14 protein-coding genes and 1 tRNA gene are annotated in these 18,589 nt (G+C 51.5%); 7 read left to right on the forward strand and 8 right to left on the reverse strand.

Annotated elements, in window-relative coordinates; genetic code table 11:
* Nucleotides 1-2 precede the first annotated feature (2 nt).
* The 4 genes from BLP53_RS00380 to BLP53_RS00395 form a co-directional block, all read right to left on the reverse strand.
* Nucleotides 3-1,226 (reverse strand): argininosuccinate synthase, encoded by a 1,224-nt coding sequence (locus BLP53_RS00380; RefSeq protein ID WP_091468101.1) that lies wholly within the window; start codon nucleotides 1,224-1,226, stop codon nucleotides 3-5.
* 156 nt (nucleotides 1,227-1,382) lie between these two features.
* Nucleotides 1,383-2,300, reverse strand: a complete 918-nt coding sequence (argF, locus tag BLP53_RS00385; RefSeq protein WP_091468103.1) for an ornithine carbamoyltransferase — start codon at nucleotides 2,298-2,300, stop codon at nucleotides 1,383-1,385.
* 21 nt (nucleotides 2,301-2,321) lie between these two features.
* Nucleotides 2,322-3,512, reverse strand: a complete 1,191-nt coding sequence (locus tag BLP53_RS00390) for an aspartate aminotransferase family protein (protein WP_176755173.1) — start codon at nucleotides 3,510-3,512, stop codon at nucleotides 2,322-2,324.
* 61 nt (nucleotides 3,513-3,573) lie between these two features.
* The gene (locus BLP53_RS00395) at nucleotides 3,574-4,065 is read right to left on the reverse strand and encodes a urate hydroxylase PuuD (RefSeq protein WP_091468110.1); all 492 of its coding nucleotides are present in this window, start codon (nucleotides 4,063-4,065) and stop codon (nucleotides 3,574-3,576) included.
* A 404-nt stretch (nucleotides 4,066-4,469) separates the two neighbouring features.
* On the opposite strand from BLP53_RS00395, the gene mqo reads away from it, so the two are divergent.
* The gene (gene mqo / locus BLP53_RS00400; RefSeq protein WP_091470264.1) at nucleotides 4,470-5,960 is read left to right on the forward strand and encodes a malate dehydrogenase (quinone); all 1,491 of its coding nucleotides are present in this window, start codon (nucleotides 4,470-4,472) and stop codon (nucleotides 5,958-5,960) included.
* Between the two features lie 129 nt (nucleotides 5,961-6,089).
* The gene (locus BLP53_RS00405) at nucleotides 6,090-7,841 is read left to right on the forward strand and encodes an adenylyl cyclase (RefSeq protein WP_245652547.1); all 1,752 of its coding nucleotides are present in this window, start codon (nucleotides 6,090-6,092) and stop codon (nucleotides 7,839-7,841) included.
* Nucleotides 7,842-7,868: 27 nt separating this feature from the next.
* On the opposite strand, the gene BLP53_RS00410 is transcribed toward BLP53_RS00405, so the two are convergent.
* The 3 genes from BLP53_RS00410 to rnr all read right to left on the reverse strand — a co-directional run bounded on the left by BLP53_RS00410 (nucleotide 7,869) and on the right by rnr (nucleotide 11,723).
* Nucleotides 7,869-8,354, reverse strand: coding sequence for an ABC transporter transmembrane domain-containing protein (locus BLP53_RS00410; RefSeq protein ID WP_245652548.1), 486 nt, complete (start codon nucleotides 8,352-8,354; stop codon nucleotides 7,869-7,871).
* Nucleotides 8,355-8,389: 35 nt separating this feature from the next.
* Nucleotides 8,390-9,151, reverse strand: a complete 762-nt coding sequence (rlmB, locus tag BLP53_RS00415; RefSeq protein WP_091468114.1) for a 23S rRNA (guanosine(2251)-2'-O)-methyltransferase RlmB — start codon at nucleotides 9,149-9,151, stop codon at nucleotides 8,390-8,392.
* Between the two features lie 118 nt (nucleotides 9,152-9,269).
* On the reverse strand, nucleotides 9,270-11,723 hold the full coding sequence (gene rnr, locus BLP53_RS00420) for a ribonuclease R (RefSeq protein WP_091468118.1): 2,454 nt from the start codon (nucleotides 11,721-11,723) through the stop codon (nucleotides 9,270-9,272).
* A gap of 35 nt (nucleotides 11,724-11,758) precedes the next feature.
* On the opposite strand from rnr, the gene BLP53_RS00425 reads away from it, so the two are divergent.
* Both BLP53_RS00425 and BLP53_RS00430 read left to right on the forward strand, forming a co-directional pair.
* Nucleotides 11,759-11,843 (forward strand) — tRNA-Leu (locus BLP53_RS00425).
* Between the two features lie 767 nt (nucleotides 11,844-12,610).
* On the forward strand, nucleotides 12,611-13,345 hold the full coding sequence (locus tag BLP53_RS00430; RefSeq protein WP_091468121.1) for a hypothetical protein: 735 nt from the start codon (nucleotides 12,611-12,613) through the stop codon (nucleotides 13,343-13,345).
* Between the two features lie 25 nt (nucleotides 13,346-13,370).
* Here BLP53_RS00430 and BLP53_RS00435 read toward each other — a convergent pair whose 3' ends face one another.
* Entirely contained in the window at nucleotides 13,371-15,131 is a 1,761-nt protein-coding gene (locus tag BLP53_RS00435) for a monovalent cation:proton antiporter-2 (CPA2) family protein (protein ID WP_091468124.1), read from the reverse strand.
* Nucleotides 15,132-15,302: 171 nt separating this feature from the next.
* Here BLP53_RS00435 and BLP53_RS00440 point away from each other — a divergent pair, with 171 nt between their 5' ends.
* The 3 genes from BLP53_RS00440 to dinB all read left to right on the forward strand — a co-directional run bounded on the left by BLP53_RS00440 (nucleotide 15,303) and on the right by dinB (nucleotide 18,579).
* Entirely contained in the window at nucleotides 15,303-15,560 is a 258-nt protein-coding gene (locus tag BLP53_RS00440; protein ID WP_091468127.1) for a hypothetical protein, read from the forward strand.
* Nucleotides 15,561-15,849: 289 nt separating this feature from the next.
* A complete protein-coding gene (locus tag BLP53_RS00445) occupies nucleotides 15,850-17,385 on the forward strand; it encodes a SulP family inorganic anion transporter (protein WP_218119013.1) in 1,536 nt (511 codons plus the stop codon).
* 27 nt (nucleotides 17,386-17,412) lie between these two features.
* On the forward strand, nucleotides 17,413-18,579 hold the full coding sequence (dinB, locus tag BLP53_RS00450; protein ID WP_091468131.1) for a DNA polymerase IV: 1,167 nt from the start codon (nucleotides 17,413-17,415) through the stop codon (nucleotides 18,577-18,579).
* The last annotated feature ends 10 nt before the right edge of the window (nucleotides 18,580-18,589 follow it).

An 18,589-nucleotide genomic window follows, 5' to 3' on the forward strand; every position in this document is an offset into this window, starting at 1 on the left:
GTTTATTTTTTGCGGTTATGCAAATTGGCTGCAATGCGCATGCGCAAGGCATTCAGCTTGATAAAGCCGCCGGCATCTTTCTGGTCGTACGCACCTTTGTCATCTTCAAAGGTAGCGATGGTCGAATCAAACAGCGAATCTGTCTTGCTGTCACGGCCCACCACAATCACATTGCCTTTGTACAATTTCACACGCACCCAGCCGTTAACCGTGGCCTGAGTGTGATCGATCAGGGTTTGTAGCGCAAGACGCTCAGGACTCCACCAGTAACCGTTATAAATCAGGCTGGCATAGCGTGGCATCAGGTCATCTTTCAAATGCGCCACTTCACGGTCCAAGGTGATGCTTTCAATCGCACGGTGTGCTTTCAGAATAATGGTGCCGCCCGGTGTTTCGTAACAGCCACGGGACTTCATGCCGACATAGCGGTTTTCCACCAGGTCCAGACGGCCCACGCCATGTTTACCACCCAAACGGTTCAATTCGGCCAGGATTTCATGCGCCTTCATGGTTTTGCCATTCAGGGCCACGATATCGCCATTACGGAACTCAAGGTCCAGGTACTCGGCTGCATCCGGTGCTTTTTCCGGTGACACAGTCCAGCGCCACATATCCTCTTCGGCTTCTGCCGCTGGGTCTTCCAGGTGACGGCCTTCATAAGAGATATGCAGCAAGTTGGCATCCATGGAATAGGGGCTACCGCCTTGTTTATGCTTCATTTCCACTGGGATGCCGTGTTTCTCGGCATAGGACAGCAGTTTTTCACGGGACAGCAAATCCCATTCACGCCATGGGGCGATAATCTTGATATTCGGGTTCAGCGCATAAGCGCCCAACTCAAAACGTACCTGGTCGTTGCCTTTACCGGTTGCGCCGTGTGAAATGGCGTCGGCCTGGGTTTCATTAGCGATTTCAATCAGGCGCTTGGCAATCAATGGACGTGCGATAGAGGTGCCTAACAGGTACTCACCTTCATACACCGTGTTGGCACGAAACATCGGGAACACGAAATCACGTACGAACTCTTCACGCAAATCGTCGATGTAAATTTCACTGACACCGAATTTCTTGGCCTTTTCACGCGCTGGCTCCAGCTCTTCACCTTGCCCCAGATCAGCCGTAAATGTCACCACTTCACACTGGTAGGTGTCTTGCAACCATTTCAAGATTACGGAGGTATCCAGACCGCCGGAGTATGCCAACACCGCTTTTTTAATATCGCTCATCTAAAATTATCCCAAATCTGCAGGCCCGTTCAATCAGGCCACTTTTCCTAATAACAAATACTCCATCAGTGCTGGCTGTATGACGATGGCTTGGCTAAGGTCGCTTTCGCTTAAAAGGTTAGCCTGCGCCGAAATCACTCGCACATCACACTTTGCTTATGCGACTTTGCCCAACAAAAGGTACTCCATCAGTGCCTTTTGGGTATGCAACCTGTTTTCCGCTTCATCCCAGACCACACTATGCGACCCATCAATCACATCTGCCGACACTTCTTCGCCCCTATGCGCAGGCAGGCAGTGCATAAACAAGGCATCAGCTTTTGCCACTTTCATCATGTCGGCATCTACCTGCCAGTCCGCAAAATCTTTACGGCGCTCTTCATTCTCGGCTTCAAACCCCATGCTGGTCCAGACATCGGTGGTGACCAGATCAGCACCACGCGCAGCTTCCATCGGGTCAGCGAATGACTCAAAGTGATCCGTGCCATACAAGTTAGCGCGTTCAGGCTCCACTTCGTAACCGGGCGGCGTAGATACATGTACATTAAAATCCAGCACTTCGGCGGCTTGCAACCAGGTATTGCACACGTTGTTGCTGTCGCCAATCCAGGCCACGGTCTTGCCCTGAATCGAACCACGATGCTCGATAAAGGTGAAAATATCCGCCAGGATCTGGCAAGGGTGATATTCATTGGTCAAACCGTTAATCACTGGCACACGGGAGTTTTGTGCAAAACGCTCGATAATGCTTTGTTCAAATGTACGGATCATCACCAGATCGCTCATGCGTGAAATCACCTGCGCCGCATCTTCCACCGGCTCGCCACGCCCCAACTGGGAATCACGCGTATTCAGGTAAATCGCCGAACCGCCCAATTGCTGCATGCCTGCTTCGAACGACAGGCGGGTACGCGTACTGGCTTTTTCAAAGATCATCACCAGGGTACGGTCTGTCAAAGGCCAGTATTGCTGGTAGTTCTTGAACTGCGACTTAATCCATTTGGCACGTGCGAAGATATGCTCTATCTCGTCGCGGGTCAGATCATTAAATTGCAAAAAATGTTTGATACTCATGATATTCAGGCGCTCATTACTTTATGCGCTTGCCTTTAAAAAATTCAAAATCAGAGGAGCCAGCCTGTTGACCAGCTCTTCAGCTTCCTGCTTGCTCATCACCAGGGATGGTAACAAACGAATGACTTTCTCGGAGGTGACATTGATCAACAGTCTGGCCGCCAGGGCCTGTTTGACCAGCTCGCCACATGGCCTGTCCAACTCTACGCCTATCATCATGCCAGCGTTGCGTATATTGACGATACCAGCCTGGTTTTTCAGTGCGTCGGTTAACAGGCTGGCGATGTAATCCCCCACCTCTTGTGCGTTTTCACGCAGGTTTTCTTCTGCAATGATATTCAGTGTGGCCAGGCCGGCTGCAGTCGCCAGTGGATTACCGCCAAAGGTGGAGCCATGCTTGCCCGGCGTAAAGGTTTCTGCCGCCACACCGCGTGCTACACAGGCACCAATCGGCACGCCAGAGCCCAGGCCTTTCGCCAGTGTCATTACATCCGGCATAATGCTGGTATGCTGGAAGGCAAACCAGGTACCGGTCCGGGCAATACCGGACTGTACTTCATCCAGCATCAGCAACCAGCCGTTGGCATCACAAATCTCACGCAAACCCTGGAAATAACTGTCCAGGCTGGCCGGGATATGCACACCGCCCTCGCCTTGTACTGGCTCCAGCAGAATGGCCACCACGTTGTTTTTGCGCGAAGCAATGGCTTTAATCGCTTCCAGGTCATCAAAAGGCACCCGCACAAAGCCACTGACCAATGGCTCAAAACCGGCCTGCACCTTGCGGTTACCGGTGGCCGACAAGGTTGCCATGGTTCTGCCATGAAAACTCTGGTCCATGACAATGATTTCCGGATGGTCTATGCCTTTGTTATGCCCATACAGCCGTGCCAGTTTAATGGCTGCCTCGTTGGCCTCACAGCCAGAGTTACAAAAAAACACCCTATCCATGCCGGACAGTTCTGTCAGCTTGTCAGCCAGTGCTGCTTGCTCGGCAATCTGGTAGACATTGGAGACATGAATCAACCTGGCAATCTGTGCATTTAGTGCAGCCACAAATTTGGGGTGGGCATGACCGAGGCCATTCACCGCAACCCCGGATAATGCATCCAGATAGCGATCACCGGCAGTATCCGTCAACCAGACGCCCTCGCCTTTGACAAATGTCACAGGCTGCCTGCCATACGTGTTCATTAAATGTTCGGAATGCATTTCAAACCCTTTTTTCAAAAACAAAACGGCGGCTTAAGCCGCCGTAACCGCCTTAAACCCGTTAAAACCCTAATACCGCACGGTGGCTCAACCCGTTTGCCATAAAAAACAGCATGGGCAGAGACAGCATCATATTCACTCGTGACGCCAGCATGGCTACACGTCGCGCCGCATTTCTGGCAGGTTCATCTGCCACAACCAATCCCAGAATTTTTTTCTGGTTAGGCCAGATCAGAATCCAAACATTCAACAGCATGATGGTACCTAGCCACGCACCTACACCAATCACTTCAAACCCATTGCGCAACATAAACGCATCCGTGAAATGTGCCCCTAACAGGGCAGCGCCCGCCAACCATGTCACTACGGCTGACCAGCGAAACCAGAATAAGGCGCGCGGGGCGACATGCCTGTTGATGCCGATGGCTGTTCCATCAGCTGCTGCTGCCTTTAAGGCCGTCATTTGCACTAGGTTAAAGTAATAAAGCAGGCCGACCCAGGTAATGCCCGCCAGAAAATGTATCCATCGTGCCAGTGCCGGGACCAGTTCCATGGTTCAGCCCCCGGCCACAATAAAATTTTTCAGGAAAAAAACCAGTGCCAGAGTCAGCAACAACCCCGAGATGATGGTGCCAGTGATTGATTCCAACGGATTTTTCATACGCTCCCCATTCACACACCCATGCCAGATACTTTAGTCAGGCACGTCAAATAATTAACTTCGCCCAAGTGCCTGGCAATTCCGGCCAGATTTTATTTTCTACTTGTTAAATCACTTCTTTGGCGAATGCTGGAGATTACCGCAAAAGTCTTTATTTGACAAGGCTGTAGCCGCTTTGCCGCTTTCCCTGCGTGCCGTGATAGACGGCTGGATGATGGTTTTCTTTTTTCGATTTATAATGCGGGGTTATTGTGCGTTTGGCCTGCAAGCGCCCCATTATGAGGAATTCACACATCATGGCAACAACCGATATCGATGTATTGCTGGTTGGCGGCGGCATCATGAGCGCCACGCTGGCTATTTTGCTGCATCGGCTGGATCCCCAATTACATATCTGCATGGTGGAGCAACTGGAAGATGTGGCACTCGAAAGTTCGGATGCATTAAACAACGCGGGCACAGGGCATGCCGGTTATTGCGAACTGAACTACACACCTCAAGACAAGCATGGCGACATCCATATCCGGCGCGCCCTTGAAATCAATGCCGCGTTTGAAGTGTCATTGCAATGCTGGTCGACGCTGGCCAAAGAAGGCATTCTGGATGCCGCCGGTTTTATCCAGCGCGTGCCCCACCTGAGCGCTGTCTGGGGAGAGCAGAACAGCGCCTTTTTACGCAAACGCCATACACTGCTACAAGCACACCCGCTGTTTGCCGACATGCAATGGAGCGACCAGCCAGCCACATTAAATGACTGGATGCCGCTGATGATGGCTGGCCGCAAACAAGCAGCCAGCATGGCAGCTACCTGCGTGGAATATGGTTCTGATGTCAACTTTGGTGCGTTGACGCGCCAACTGGTGGCTTATTTGAAAACACGCCCCAATTTTACCTTGCTGACGCAGTCACACGTCAGCAAACTCAAGCGATCTGCCACCCGTGAGCGCAGCTTCTGGCAAGTGCGCGTGCAACACCTGCCATCCGGGCAAACACAATCATTCAACACGCCATTCGTATTCCTGGGGGCAGGCGGTGGCGCATTGCCGCTGTTACAGCAATCCGGCATTCCCGAAGCCCATGGCTATGGCGGTTTCCCGGTTAGCGGCCAATGGCTGATTTGCAATAACCCCGAACTCATCCACCAGCATCATGCCAAGGTCTACAGCCAGGCTGCCGTAGGTGCTCCCCCCATGTCAGTCCCGCATCTGGATACACGCCTGATCCAGGGTAAGCCAGCCTTGTTGTTTGGCCCGTATGCAGGCTTCACCACGCGCTTTCTCAAGCAAGGCTCACGCTTCGACCTGGCCAAATCGGTTAAATTCAAGAACATCAAAAGCCTGCTGGGCGCCTGTCGCCATAATGTCGACCTGACCAAATACCTGATCAAGGAAGTTTTTCAAAGCCACGAACAGCGCATGCAGGCGCTACGCGTGTTTTTACCCGATGCCAATGGCAAGGACTGGAGCCTGGCGCACGCCGGGCAGCGCGTGCAGATCATTAAACGTTGCCACCAGCATTGGGGCAAGCTGGAATTCGGGACTGAAATTGTCGCCAGCGAAGATGGCAGCCTGGCCGCCCTGCTTGGCGCATCGCCTGGAGCCTCCGTCAGCGTCAAAGCCATGCTGGACGTGTTGCAGCGCTGTTTTGCAGCTCGCATGCAAAGCGCATCCTGGCAAGAGCGCTTGAAAGCATTGATTCCGTCTTATGGTGAATCCCTGATTGACGATGCTGCCTTGCTTGCGCGTGTCAGACGGGAGACACTAACGACATTAAACTTGGCGCCCTAGTGATTAATTCTGGAAATAAATACACGCGGCACTCAGGCTGGCTCACCACATGGTGGTCAGAAAAATTGAATTTCACGGCTCATGCAGTGGTCAAGCAAACAGTCGTGATAAGTTGAAAGAACCCTGTTTATGTCTTACTTTTCATTTCATCGCCATGGTGTGTATGCCGCCACTGCAAGCTTGACCTCTTTGCTTTTGCTTGGTTGCCAGGCCACGGAAGCACAGAAAAAAACGGTGGCAACACCCGATTTTGGTGAGCATGTCCTCATCATGGACCCCTCCATGCCTGCCAATGAAGTACAACAAAAACTGGACGCTTTATTCGAACAGCAGGAAAGCAATCAATTCGGCCCGGAACGCTATGCCGTACTGTTCAAACCAGGTGTTTACCACAATAAAGTGCAGCTGGGTTTTTACACACAGTTACTGGGACTGGGCCAAACACCGGATGATGTCACGTTGCAAGGTGGTATCCGCGTGGAAGCTGCCTGGCATGGCGGCGATGCCACGCAAAACTTCTGGCGCAGCGTAGAGAACCTTTCCGTGATTCCGGAGAATGGCACCATGCAATGGGCAGTCTCCCAGGCAGCACCGCTACGCCGCCTGCATGTGCGTGGAAATATGCTGCTGGATGATGATAGCGGCTGGTCCAGCGGTGGTTTCATTGCCGATAGCCTGGTTGACCAGCAGATTAATTCCGGCACCCAGCAGCAATGGCTGACGCGCAATTCAACCATAGGGAGTTGGACCAATGCCAACTGGAACATGGTGTTTGTCGGTGTGAAAAATGCACCAGCATCCAAAAACTGGCCAAACCCGCCTTATACGGTGGTTGAACAGACACCCGTGGTGCGCGAAAAACCTTTCCTGACCATAGATCATGCCGGCAACTATAGTGTGGTAGTGCCAGGGTTGCGCCAAAATAGCCAAGGTATTAGCTGGCAAACCCAAGCACAAAATGAAACATTGTTACCGCTGGACCAATTCTATATCGCCAAAGCGGACACAGACACCGCATACACCATCAATATGGCCTTATCCAAAGGCAAGCACCTGTTGCTAACACCTGGTATTTACAAGCTGGATGCGCCATTGCATGTTACGCAAGCCAATACCGTTGTCCTTGGACTGGGCATCGCTACCCTGCAGCCAGTTGCAGGCAATGCCGCCATGACCATCGCCGATGTCGACGGTGTCAAAGTAGGCGGGATCCTGTTTGATGCCGGCGAGGAAAACTCGGATGTATTACTGCAAGTGGGAGACAGTAAAAACACCAGCAGCCATGCGCAAAGCCCTATCAGTTTGCATGATGCCTTTTTCCGGGTGGGCGGTGCCACGGTAGGGAATGCAACAGACAGCGTGATTATCAACAGCAACAATGTGATTGGTGACAATTTATGGGTATGGCGCGCCGATCATGGCGATGGCATAGGCTGGAACACCAATAAAACCAGGCACGGTATCGTTGTGAATGGTGACGATGTCACCATGTATGGCTTGTTTGTAGAACATTTCCACGATTACCAGACCTTGTGGAATGGTAATCGTGGTGAAGTGTACTTCTACCAGAGCGAAGCCCCTTATGATGTGCCTGACCAGCAAAGCTGGATGAATGGCACTGTCAACGGCTATGCTTCATACAAACTGGCTGACCAGGTCACCCATCACAAAGCAGTGGGAATGGGCGTATATTGCTTTTTTAGCAATAACCCGGGCGTCAAGCTTAATAGCGCCATTGAAGCGCCAACGGCACCTGACATCCAGTTCAGCCATGTGACCAGTGTGTCACTGGGCGGTACCGGGGAAATTACCCATGTGCTGAACAACCAGGGCGACAAGGCGGATGAGAAAAATTTTGTGTCCAGGCTTGCGCATCAATAATAACGAATGCCAATCTCCCAGCCCAGTCTACGCCATTTGCTGGCCGTATAAGCGCTGGTAAACGCTACCGGCCTGAGTAACCAAGGTATTGCTGGCACGTAACTGTTGCATGGCTTCCAGGGTTCCAGTGGCCGACTGCGACAACCATTCAAACGCCGTATTCTCGCGCTGCTTCCAGGTTTTCACCTGCTTGCCCAGTACCATGGTCAACGCAATCACAAACGGATTCAGCAACAGGATAATCAGCGCCAGCTGCCAGTGCATCCATAGCAATACCGCCGTTACGCCAATCACACTTAACACCGCCGCCAGCACTTTGGTAATGGTTTCGCCGAGAAGCTTGTCCAGCAATGCCTGCCGGACATTCAAAGTAACTTGTTTGGATAAGCTGACGAAGATATGGGCGGTCGCCATGCCGGGCAATACACTACTCAGGCGCAGCGTGATAGTAAATAAGGTCACGCAGATGATAATGGCACCGACCCCAGCCACAGGCGGTGGGAATGCTGCCACAAGCCTGCTAACGTAATCATGACAAGCTTACAAAGTTACTGCTTGCCGGTTGCCAATACACGCTGGCGACGGATTTCGTATAAGGCGATACCGCTGGCAACGCTTACATTCAGGCTTTGTACTGAACCAAACATGGGAATCGTGATTAATGCATCGCAGGTTTCCTGCGTCAACCGGCGCAAACCATCGCCTTCAGCGCCCATCACCAGGGCAATCGGGCCCTCCAGCCTGGTGTTATGCAAGTCACCGGGTGCATCCATGGTGGTGCCGATAATATAGACACCGGCCTCCTTAAGTTCGCGCATGGTGCGCGCCAGATTGGTCACAGCGATAAAAGGAACGGTTTCAGCCGCGCCGCTGGCCACCTTGCGAACGGTGCCATTCAAGCCGACAGAACGGTCCTTGGGCGCAATAATTGCATGCACACCCATGGCATCTGCCACACGCAGGCAGGCGCCTAAATTGTGTGGGTCTTGTACACCATCCAGTATCAGGAAGAAAGGTGGCTCATCCAGGTCTGATTCGAGAATATCGTGAATGTCCTTGTATGGCATCGGTGTTTCAACCACGCGTGCAATCACGCCCTGGTGCCGGCCATGCGCACCAATAAAACCATCCAGGCGGTGACGTTCAGCCTGGATCACGCGGATATTTTGATTTTTTGCCATTTCGAGCAGATCACGCATACGCGCATCTACCCTATCCTGGTCAATGATAATTTCCTGAATGCTGTTGCCATGCTGACGCATGCGACTCAACACCGCATGAAAACCAAACAGAATGCGGGTTTCCGACATAGTTACTCCTAAATCTTTCATTACGCTTGGACAATAAACATATTAGCGGCAGCGGCAAACCGGCCCTGAATCATTATCCAGGACAACTTGCCGCTGCCGCTATTGCTTAAAAGCCGTATTATCGGGCTTTTGCCTTGGGTTTGCCCTTGTTTTTTTGCATGGCATGCCGCCCTTTTTCCTTGGCCGGCCGTGATTTTCCTGCCGCGGACTTGGTTTTACCTACTGCAGAAGGTGCAACAGGAGGTTTGGAAGATGCCTGATGGCCTGAAACTTTGCTTGCTTCTTTACTATTGCCAGGCTTGATTTTCTGTGTGGTGCCCTGCGCTTTTTTGGCTCTCGATATTGATCCCTCCGACACACCTCCAACCTCTGCAATGTCTGATGGCATTTCACTGTTCGCCACCAGCGTGAAGTCAATCCGGCTGGTTTCCAGGTCCACCCTGACCACTTTGACGGTCAGCCTGTCGCCCAAACGGTAACGTACCCCCGTACGCTCACCCACCATTTCATGGCGGGCCTTGTCATGAATAAAGTAGTCGTTGCCCAGATCCGTCACATGCAGAAGGCCCTCGACATAGACTTCATCCAACGCCACGAACAGGCCAAAACTGGTGACACCAGCGACTGTACCGGCAAACACTTCACCCACTTTGTCCTGCATATAGAAGCACTTAAGCCAATTGGTGACGTCACGCGTCGCATCATCGGCACGGCGTTCTGTCATGGAGCAATGCATGCCCAGTTGATGCCAATCCTTGGCCTGGTAACGCTTACCCTCGACCACGGCCTTGATGGCACGGTGTACCAACAGGTCAGGATAACGCCGGATAGGCGAAGTAAAGTGCGTATAGGCGTCATAGGCCAAGCCGAAGTGGCCTACATTATCCGGGCTATACACCGCCTGTTGCATGGAGCGTAGCAACACCGTTTGCAGTAACTGCGCATCCGGCCGATCCTTAATACGCTGCATCAGTTTGGCATAGTCTTTGGCCTGCGGGCTTTCACCGCCACCTACGCCAAAGCCAAATTCCCCCATAAACAGGCGCAATGCCTCCAGTTTTTCCGGCGTTGGCCCTTCATGAATGCGGTATAAACAAGCCTGTTCGTTTTTGAGCAGGAAATCAGCCGCACAAACGTTGGCAGCCAGCATGCACTCTTCAATCAGCCGGTGTGCTTCGTTACGCACGACAGGTACGATCTTGTCGATCTTGCCGTTATCGTTGAACACCATCATGGTTTCAGTGGATTCAAACTCCACCGCCCAACGCTTCTCGCGCTGGGTCAGCATCAGGCGGAATACACTGTTAAGATTATTCAAATGCGGCAGCAACCAGGCATACTTTTCTGCCAGTGACGGATCTTCACCTTGCAGCAAGGTATGCACCTGGGTATAAGTCATGCGTGCTTTGGAAAGCATCACAGAAGGATAGAACTGGTACTGCTTGACCAAGCCCTGTCCATCCACCTGCATGTCGCATACCATGCATAAGCGCTCGACATCAGGATTAAGCGAGCACAAACCGTTTGACAAGGCTTCCGGCAGCATCGGAATCACGCGGCGCGGGAAATACACTGAATTGCCCCTGTCATAGGCATCTTTATCCAGCGCATCACCAGGCTGCACATAAAAGCTGACATCTGCAATCGCCACCACCAGCCGCCAGCCTTTACCTTGCGGCTCGGCAAACACGGCATCGTCAAAATCACGGGCCGTTTCACCATCTATGGTAATCAGCGGCAGGGCACGTAAATCCTTACGGCCTTTGTAATCTTTAGGCTGGACAGTTTTTGGAAAGGCTTCCGCCTGATTGACAGCAGCTGGATTAAACTGGTGCGGCAGGTGATGCTTGCGCAAGGCAATCTCAATTTCCATTCCGCTGTCAGCATAGTTACCCAATATTTCCACCACTTTACCCATGGGCATGGAATGTGAAGACGGATATTCGGTTAACTCAATCGTCACTACCTGCCCGACCTGGGCATCCATATCCAGGTGGTAAGGAATCAGGATATCCTGGCTGATACGCTTATCCTCAGCCGCCACCATGGTCACACCCTGAGCGCGAATCACGCGCCCGACCAGGGTTTTATTGGCACGTTCCAGCACCTCGACCAGTTTGCCTTCCGGGCGGCCTTTCCTGTCCATCCCGGCCAGGCGCACCATGGCGCGGTCGCCATGCATGACCATGGTCATTTCTTTAGGCCCCAGGAAAATATCTTCAGGGTTCCTGGCTTTATCATCAGGCACTAAAAAACCGTAACCGTCCGTATGGCCAAATACCGTTCCGGCAATCAGGTGTATCTTGTCAGGCAGGCAAAAAGCCCCCTTGCGGTTACGCATCAGCTGGCCATCGCGCTCCATTGCAGCCAGGCGGCGATTAAAAATATCCCGCTCATCATGACTGATGTCGAGTAATACATAAATCTGTTCAGCGCTTAAAGGGACACCCTGGTCTGAAAGAAGCTGTAGAACCAGCTCCCGACTCGGTAATGGTGTTTGGTATAGTTCAGCTTCTCGCTGGGCCTGCGGGTCATTTGCACGCAGGGATTTTTTCGTTTTTCTGGTTGACAATATTTATTCTTCCTTTAAAATGCACAGCTTCTTCAGCCCAGATGGCGAAATTGGTAGACGCGCTAGTTTCAGGTACTAGTGTTTAACGACGTGGAGGTTCGAGTCCTCTTCTGGGCACCATCGGATGGTTTTCAACCACTCCAGCAACAAACTCCCGACATGATTTGATTTTTTCGTACATCGAAGTACGTTTTTCATGTTCTGTGGCGGAATTTCCCGATCTCTTCATGCAGTCAGTGTAGCATCTTTTCATTTGGATTCAGATTTAACTTCCCGATTCATGCGATTCATCCCCGCTGGTGGATGCAATCACGGATTAAAAGCATCCACTGTCACCATGCATGAATCCGCCAGCTAAATCATCATCGAGCTGGTAATTTTTTGCGGGTGAAATTTCACGACTTTTGACTTCAGAGATTGTTACGTTCACAGTCAGGTTCATTGCCAACAGCTAGAGAGTTATCTTCTATCAACTTTTTGAAATGGCTAATGAATATCCATTGCCAGATGGAAAAATGTAGGCGCATTCCTACACCGGAAGCAGTGATTACCTGATAATCCCCATGCTTGGCAACATGTATTCTGGCATTGTTGATACCAAAGGTTTATACCCGCTAAGGGTTCTATCTCCAAAGATGGTTATTAACTAAACGGTGGTTCCTACGGGAGCCACCGTTATTTTTTGCCCCTCATCCCTACATACTGGGCTGGCCACGCTACCTGATGATTTTTGCTGCCATGCCTTGGCTCACTGCTTTTCTATTTACCTCATCCGGAAATCCCTGGGCAGCAATAATAAAAGCGCAACCTGAAGACTAAAGCTGGTGAACTTTTATCCGTTACAAATGTGAATACCGCATGTCTGCGCAAAAAATAAAAGGGAAATCATGCCTGCAAGCAATCACATTTCAGCACTTATCATTGCACTCATTTTGCCTGTTCCGGTCATTGCTGAAAATGCTGGCTTTTTTGCCGGTATTGATGCCAGTAGCGGGATAGCGCATGGCCATTCCAATACTAAAAATGGCGGAGGTGACCCGATTAATAATATCCCTGGTGCTGGCGGAATTGTTGAAAATGTCAAATTCAAGGAAGTCAACGGAATTGGCGCACATGTAGGTTATCAATTTAATGACACTTTATCCGCCTTCATCAGCTACCAGCACATCAGGAGCAAAGTGAGCTGGGACGCCAACTTTCCATTGTTTGGTGGAGGAGTCGCCTCAAGCTTTAATGGCACGGCCACTAGCAATGCCCTCTTTGGCAATATTGCCTATGAATGGGCCTTGACAGACCTGACTGCCATCAAAACTTCGGCAGGGCTGGGATTCACTTATAACACCTTATCCAGCACCACGGAAATAGACAAAGCTTCAGGCCTGTTTCTAAGCAAGGTTGCCAGTCACAGGGAGATCAGCCCTGCCATGCAGCTTGCCAGTGGGCTTCGGCATAAAGTCTCGCCCAATCTCACTTTAGGCATTGACGCACTGATTGCCTATATGGACGGATTTGAAACAGGTGATACACGCAGCGGCAATCTGGGCGTGACAAGAATCAACCCTTACAAAATTGACGGCGTATGGCGGGCTAGCCTTGACGCTTCATTAACCTTCCATTTTTAGCCAGCTGTTAGCCTCCCTTTGCCAATCAAGCATTCGGGTTTTCCAGTTCCAGCAATGTTTTCAAGTCCTCACGACCCTGCTCCATCACGCTGGATAGCGCTTTGCGATCATGCCTGATCTTGCGGGTTGCTTCCAGTTGCTCATGATCGTGCTTCTCAAACTGTCTGATGATTTTTGCAGCTGCGGCAGATGTTTCCCCCATGACCACCAGTGCTTGCCTGGCCGCCTCTAGCGAAGAATAAAAGGTTTCCCGCACCGGATTCAAGTCAAGATCACGCAAATCAAAAGCATCCGTTCTGCTTCTGGCCCTGGCCACCATCCTGACGCCGGGCCAGCGTTCCTTGACTAATTTAGCCATGGCCAGCGCAGCAGCAGAATTGTTCACCGCAATGACAAACAGGTTGGCTTCAGCAATACCAGCCTCTTCCAGCACATCCAGCCTGGATGCGTCACCGTAATAACAGCGCCAGCCGAACTGGCGCATTAAATCCACCTGGTTAGGGTCATTATCAATCAATGTCGTGGTAATTCCCTTGGCCATCAATACACGGCCGACGATTTGCCCGAACCGGCCAAAGCCGGCAATGATGACCGTATTGTTTTCCGGGATGGCATCTTTAGGCCGCTCACCGCATTGCAGCATCAGGAAGTGGTCATACAACAGCAATAACACAGGCGTAATCAGCATGGAGACGGCAACAACCGCATTGAGGATGTTGTAAGTGTCGCGGGAAATAGACTCCTGGCCTAAAGCCACACCAAAAATCACAAAAGCAAATTCGCCTACCTGCGAAAGGGAGACGCCGAATAGCAACTTATCCCGCAGCGGATAACGAAACAGCCAGCCAAGACCCATCAGCACCAGGATTTTGGTAAGGACCACCAGCAATGCAAAGCCGAAAATCACTAAAGGTTGTGCTGCGACCAACGATAGGTCCACTGTCATGCCGACCGAAATAAAGAACAACCCTAACAGCAAGCCCTTGACTGGCTCGATATCCAGCCTGAGCTCGTAGCGGTATTCCGAATCGGCCAGTAATACCCCGGCCAAAAAAGTACCCAGCGCCATTGACAGGCCGACCGACTCCATAGCGAGCGACACACCGATCACCAGCAATAATGAAAACGCGACAAATACTTCGCGTATGCCGGTCTGCGCCATGATACGCATGATAGGCCGGAGGATGGTTTTGCTCGCTACGACAATGGCCAGAATCACCGCAACCGACTTTGTCACCGCCAGCAAATCAAAACCGGAAGCCATTTTATGCGGTGCAATAAATGCCAGCAGCATAAACAGCGGGATCACGGATAAATCCTGGAACAACAGCGTGGCAAACGCCGCCTGGCCGCCTTGTGTGTGCAATTGTTTCTTTTCAATCAGCGCAGTCAGGCCAATCGCCGTTGAGGACATGGCCACACCCATGCCGATAATCAGCGCCTCACGCCAGCTGAAATGCAACAGGTGGGCAATCATAGCCACCAGGGCAATCGTGAATATCACTTGCATACCACCCAGCCCGAATAGCAGCTTGCGTAATTCCCAGACTTTTTGCGATTCAAGCTCCAGGCCAATCAGGAACAGCATCAATACCACCCCGAACTCGGCAAAATGCAGCATGTGCTCCGGATCTGCAATCAGTTTTAACGCATAAGGCCCGATCAGGATGCCCGCAATCAGATAACCGAGTACGGAACCCAACCCCAGCCGTTTAAAGACAGGCACCAGCAGAATCGCGGCAGAAAGATATATCGCGGCTTGAACAAGAAAAGTGGAAGTATCCATGACGGTCTTTCATCGTTGTTTTTATGGAGTGATTACGCTGTCCTGGTCATTCGCAGCGTTTTATGCATATGAGCAGGAAAAGCGCTACAATCAAGTGCCGCGAGGACGCTCTGGGCGTTTTCTCAATGCGATTGATTAGAAGTGTTTAATAATGACTCAAGGAGGTAGTAAATGTCGCATGTTTTGCTGATACTGAAAAGACCTTATGATGCATCCCCTGCTTACAATAGCGTCATTGACGAAATTAAGGAAAAGTTTGAAAAAGAAGTGAAATTGCTGGACAGAAACGTCCTGCTCATTGATCTGGTCGAGTATCACCATGTCTTCACTTATGTCGTGGAAAAATGCCGGTCACAGAAATTAAACTACTGCTTCACCATGTCGGAAGCACCTTTAAAATTCATCACTAAAGAATTCAAGCGAGCGTAAACGGGATAAACGCCACCCTGACAGGGTCAATTCTGTATCCTGTCAGTACTCCCACTCGCAAAATATCCTGCCATTTCCTTTGATATCCCGATTGCCCGTTTTCTGTCGCAGTAATCCGGTCAAAAGCTTATAATCGCACACTTAAAAGCACGGCCAATCCGTGTATTCACTATTTCCACCTGTATTTAACAAACCCGTGTGAAGGCTATCCAGGAGGCTCATTGATTCATCCTGCATATCCATTGACAGGCATCACACATGGATATCCCTCTGATTTACTGGAGCTTTAATGCCGGCCATGCCCTCCTCACCCTCAATATTCAACGAGCTGAAAACCAATCTGTTAAGTGGGCTCACCGTTGCCCTGGCCATGGTGCCTGAGGCCATTGCCTTTGCACTGATTGCGCATGTTTCCCCTCTAACCGGACTATACGCCGCCGTGCTGGTTTCCTTTATTACCGCCGCTTTCGGAGGACGTCCCGGCATGATTTCAGGGGCAGCAGGCGCGCTGGCAGTTGTCATGGTTGCACTCGTGGTGCAACACGGTGTGCAATACCTGTTTGCCACCATTGTGCTGATGGGGTTATTGCAGATACTGTTTGCCACTGCCAGATTGGGCAAGTTTATCCGCATGGTGCCGCATCCGGTGATGCTGGGCTTTGTCAACGGGCTGGCGATTGTGATTTTCCTGGCACAATTTGGCCATTTTAAAACCACGCATGCCGATGGCTCGGTAACCTGGTTGTCCGGCCAACCGTTATTCATGATGTGTGGCCTGATCGCGTTAACCGTGACCATCATTTACCTGTTGCCACGTTTCACCAAAGCGATTCCATCCACGCTGGCAGCCATTATGGTGGTGACCTTGTGCGTAGTCGGCTTCGGCCTGGATACTAAAACCGTGGGCGATCTGGGATCTATCGCCGGTGGCCTGCCGACTTTCCATGTACCGCAAGTGCCATGGAACCTGGAAACCCTGTCCATTATTTTTCCGTATGCGCTGATTCTGGCGGCAGTCGGCCTGATTGAAACCTTGCTGACATTAAACCTGATTGACGAAATGACCGATACGCGCGGCCGCCCCAACCGCGAAGCCATGGCGCAAGGAGTTGCCAATGTGATTACTGCGTTTTTTGGTGGTATGGGCGGTTGTGCCATGATAGGCCAGAGCATGATTAATATTAACAACGGTGCACTGAAACGGCTGTCAGGTATGGCGACCTCGATCTTCCTGCTTTCGTTTATCCTGTTTGCTTCAAAGTGGATTGAAATGATTCCGCTGGCCGCGCTGATTGGCGTGATGTTTGTGGTGGCCGCCAAAACTTTTGAATGGGGCACGCTTAAACTGTTTGGTAAAGCCCCCAGGCAAGATGTGTTTGTCGGCCTGCTAGTCGGTGGCGTGACGATTATTGCCAACCTGGCAACCGCCGTGATTGCCGGTGTCATTGTCTCGGCACTGGTATTTGCATGGGAGCATGCCAAACAGATTACTGCGCAGATTGAAACCGGCCACGATGGTCAAAAAATATACTGGCTGAACGGTAGCCTGTTCTTTGCATCAGTCGCTAATTTCCAGGCTTTATTTGACGCCAGCAATGACCCTGAACATGTGGTGATTGACTTCAAACAAGCGCGCGTGGTCGATCATTCCGCACTGGTCGCCATAGACAGCCTGGCGGCAAAATACCGCGCAGCAGGTAAGAAACTGCATCTCCGGCATTTAAGCAAAGACTGCCAGGAACTGCTTGAAAACGCCAGGGACATGATAGAAGTGAATTTACTTGAAGACCCCAAGTATCATGTGTCAGATGACAAATTAAGCTAACCGGACCTGAGTGCCTGAAAGACCGGCATGAGTGAAGCCAGCACACGACGCATCGCCCATATCGATATGGATGCTTTCTTTGCATCCTGCGAATTGTCGCAATATCCGGAATTGCGCGGTTTACCCATGGTGGTGGCCGGACGCGCTTCACACAGCCCGAAAATCAGGCCTGATGGCACGCGTGAATTTTCCAGGCTGCGCGATTATGCAGGGCGTGGTGTCCTGACCACCGCCACTTACGAAGCGCGCGCCCTGGGCGTGCATTCGGCGATGCCTGCCATGCAGGCAGCACGTCTGGCGCCGAATGCCATCCTGCTGCCGGTGAATTTTGAGTTATACCGCCGTTATTCCCGCCTGTTCAAGGAGGCGGTGCACTCTATCAGCCCATTGGTGCAGGACGTCGGCATTGATGAAGTCTACGCCGATGTTTCAGCGCTGGAAGCCGATTCAGCAACCATCGCACAACAGTTGAAAGCTGCCGTGTTTGCTGCCACCAACCTGACCTGTTCAGTCGGTATCGCGCCAAACAAGTTGCTGGCAAAACTCTGTTCCGATATGCAAAAACCGGATGGCACCACCATTATCACCATGGCAGATCTGCCCGTCCGCATCTGGCCCATGCCAGCGAGCAAAATCAATGGCATAGGCCCCAAGGCAAACGCCAAACTGGCCACTTTTGGCATCACGACCATTGGCGAACTCGCCACCTACCCTGAACCATGGCTGGTGCAGCACTTCGGGCAAAGTTACGGCCATTGGCTTTACCGCGTCTCCCACGGCCTGGATGACAGGCCTGTCGTCATCGAACGCCAGCCGGTGTCAATGAGCCGGGAAACCACATTTGAACGTAACCTGCATCCTGTCCGCGATCGGGACGAACTGCGTGCAGCGTTTACCCATTTATGTGAACGGGTCGCGGATGATTTACAACGCAAAGGTTATCTATGCCGTAAAGTTGGCCTCAAGCTACGCTTTGATGACTTTAAAACCGTGACGCGCGACCTTACCTTGCCTGAGCCTGTCGCAGAGGCAAAACCATTGCGTCATGCCGCTGGCCAGTGTTTAAAAAGAATTGACTTGGGCCGGACGATCCGCCTGCTGGGTGTCAAAGCCAGTGGCCTGCTGCGCGCAAGTGAATTAACGTCTGCAATCACGGGCAAAGATGAGGCACAATTTATGCTGGATTTTGATTGATAGGGAGTCC

The organism is Methylophilus rhizosphaerae, assembly GCF_900100975.1.
Lineage (GTDB): Bacteria > Pseudomonadota > Gammaproteobacteria > Burkholderiales > Methylophilaceae > Methylophilus > Methylophilus rhizosphaerae.